The organism is Variovorax sp. 10N432 (genome assembly GCF_056394465.1).
Map to the genome: position 1 here is coordinate 1 of NZ_JBFTHX010000103.1, position 2,577 is coordinate 2,577.

General features: G+C 68.6%; 3 protein-coding genes. All 3 read right to left on the bottom strand.

Annotation, left to right across the window (positions count from 1 at the left end; translation table 11 throughout):
- On the bottom strand, nucleotides 1–551 hold a 551-nt coding region (locus AC1DF3_RS36740), incomplete at its 3' end, for an ATP-binding cassette domain-containing protein (RefSeq protein WP_478142777.1).
- Nucleotide 552: 1 nt separating this feature from the next.
- Nucleotides 553–1,527 (bottom strand): ABC transporter permease, encoded by a 975-nt coding sequence (locus AC1DF3_RS36745; protein ID WP_301810524.1) that lies wholly within the window; start codon nucleotides 1,525–1,527, stop codon nucleotides 553–555.
- 34 nt (nucleotides 1,528–1,561) lie between these two features.
- The gene (locus AC1DF3_RS36750) at nucleotides 1,562–2,563 is read right to left on the bottom strand and encodes a substrate-binding domain-containing protein (protein WP_478142778.1); all 1,002 of its coding nucleotides are present in this window, start codon (nucleotides 2,561–2,563) and stop codon (nucleotides 1,562–1,564) included.
- Nucleotides 2,564–2,577 lie beyond the last annotated feature (14 nt).

Here is a 2,577-nt window from a genome sequence, read left to right on the forward strand (position 1 = left end):
AGCGCCGCGGTCGGCTCGTCGAGGATCACGACGTGGCTCGCGAAGGCCGCCGCCCGCGCCACCGCCACGCACTGGCGCTGGCCGCCCGACAGCGTCTCGACCGCCTGCGTCATCGAGCGGATGCCCACCTTGAGGTCGTTCATGCGCGCGATGCTCTGCTCCAGCATCTTCTTCTTGTCGAGCATGCGCAGCACGTTGCCCAGGAAGCCCTCGCGCCGGATCTCGCGGCCSAGGAACAGGTTCTCGGCGATGGTCATCGCCGGCGCCACGGCCAGGTCCTGGTAGACCGTCTCGATGCCCTCGCGGCGGGCGTCGATGGGGGCCTTGAAGTGGATCGGCTTGCCGTCCAGCAGGATCTGGCCCTCGTCGGGCACCGTGGCGCCCGACAGGCACTTGATCAGCGAGGACTTGCCCGCGCCGTTGTCGCCGATCACGGCCAGGATCTCGCCGGCGCGCAGCTCGAAGTCKGCGCCGTCCAGCGCCGTGACCTGGCCGTAGCGCTTGATCAGGCCCTTGGCCTGCATCACGAGGGGTGCGGTGGTGGCGGTCATGTCAGCGGCCTCCCTTGCGCGAGAGTTGGTCGACKGTCACGGCGACGATCACCAGGATGCCGGTGATCAGCACCTGGTAGACCGACGACACGCCCATCAGCGTGAGGCCGTTGCGCAGCACGCCCACCACGATGGCGCCGACCAGCGAGCCGAGGATCATGCCGCGGCCGCCGAACAGGCTGGTGCCGCCCAGCACCACCGCGGTGATGGCGTCGAGGTTCTCGGTCTGGCCCGCGTTGGGGTCGCCGACGCCGGTGCGCGCCACCGACATCAGCGAGGCGATGCCGTAGAACACGCCGGCCAGCACGTAGACGCCCAGCAGCACGCGCTCGGGCGGGATGCCGACCAGCCGCGTGGCCTCCGGGTTGTTGCCGACCGCGTACACGTGCCGTCCGGCACCGGTCTCGCGCAGCCAGAACCACACGCCCAGGTAGAGCAGGATCATCAGCACGGTGCCGTAGGCGACGTTGGTGCCGCCCAGCGCGAAGGTGCTGCCGAACCAGGTCATCATCGGCGGCACCTCGGTCACGGTCTGCGCGCCCGAGTACAGCTGGGTGATCGCRAAGGCGATGTTGAAGGTGCCCAGCGTGACGATGAAGGGCGGCAGCTTGATGCGCGTCACCAGCAGGCCGTTGATGAGGCCGAAGCCGGCCGTGACCGCGATGCCGGCGAGGATCGCCAGCGGCGCGGGCAGCCCCATGTCGGCCGCCAGCTTGGTCATCACGATGCTGCCCAGCGCCATGATCATGCCGCACGACAGGTCGATGCCGGCCGTGAGGATGATCAGGGTCTGGCCGATCGCGATCACGCCGACCACCGTCACCTGCTGCAGGATCAGCGAGAAGTTCTCGCCGCTGAAGAACTGGTCGGTCGTGAAGCCGAAGGCGATGCACGCGATCAGCAGGGCGATGAACGGGCCGAGCTGCCCGAGCGGGGGCAGCTTGGCGCCCAGGGTGGTGGAGGGGATGGCGGCCATGGTGGTGCGTGTCCGGTGTGCAGCAGCGCTGCCCTTACTTCTTGCCCCAGCACAGCTCGGTGCCCACCTGGGTGTCCTTGCTCTCGACGCCGGCCACCGGCTTGGCGGCGATCAGGGTGACGCCGGTGTCGGTGTAGCCGCTGACCTTCTTGCCGCTGGTGGCGTAGTCGACGCCGGCGGCCACGCCCATGGCGGCCATCTTCAGCGGGTACTGCTGCGAGGTGGCGGCGATCTTGCCGGCGRCCACGTCCTTGATGCCGTCGCAGCCGCCGTCGACCGAGACGATCATCACGTTCTTGTCCTTGCCCGACTTYTGCAGGGCGTTGAAGGCGCCGGCGGCGGCCGGCTCGTTGATGGTGTAGACCAGGTTGATGTCGGGGTTCTTCTGCAGGCAGTTCTCCATCGCGGTCTGGCCCTTGGCGCGGTCGCCGAAGCTGTCGGCCATGCACACCACCTCGGCCGGGCGGGCCAGTTCGTTGTTCTTGGCGTCGTTGCTCTTGAGCCCGAAGCCCTGCAGGAARCCGTTGTGGCGCTGGGCGCCCACCGGGTGGCCCGGGAACAGGTCGAGCGTGGCGATCTTCACCGGCTTGCCGGCCATGGCCGCCTTGGCGTATTGGCCGATCAGCACGCCGGCCTGGTAGTTGTCGGTGGCGAASAGGGCGTCGGTGGCGCTTTGCGGATCGGTCGGGCTGTCCAGCGCGATCACCATCACGCCTTTTTCTTGCGCCTTCTTGATGGCCGGGATGATCGCCTTGGCGTCGCTGGGCGTGATCAGGATGGTCTTGGCGCCGGCGGCGATCATGTTCTCCATCGCCGCCACCTGGCCGGCGTTGTCGCCGTCGGTCTTGCCGGCGCCCGACAGCAGCTTGGCGCCCTTGGTCTTGGCCTCGGCCGTGGCGCCTTCCTTCATCTTGACGAAGAAGGGGTTGGTCTCGGTCTTGGTGATCAGGCCGATCACGGGCTCGGCGGCCTGGGCGGGGAACTGGGCGGCCAGCGCGGCTGAGGTCAGGGCGGCGGCGAGGGTGAGCTTGAGCATCGGGTTGTCTCCTG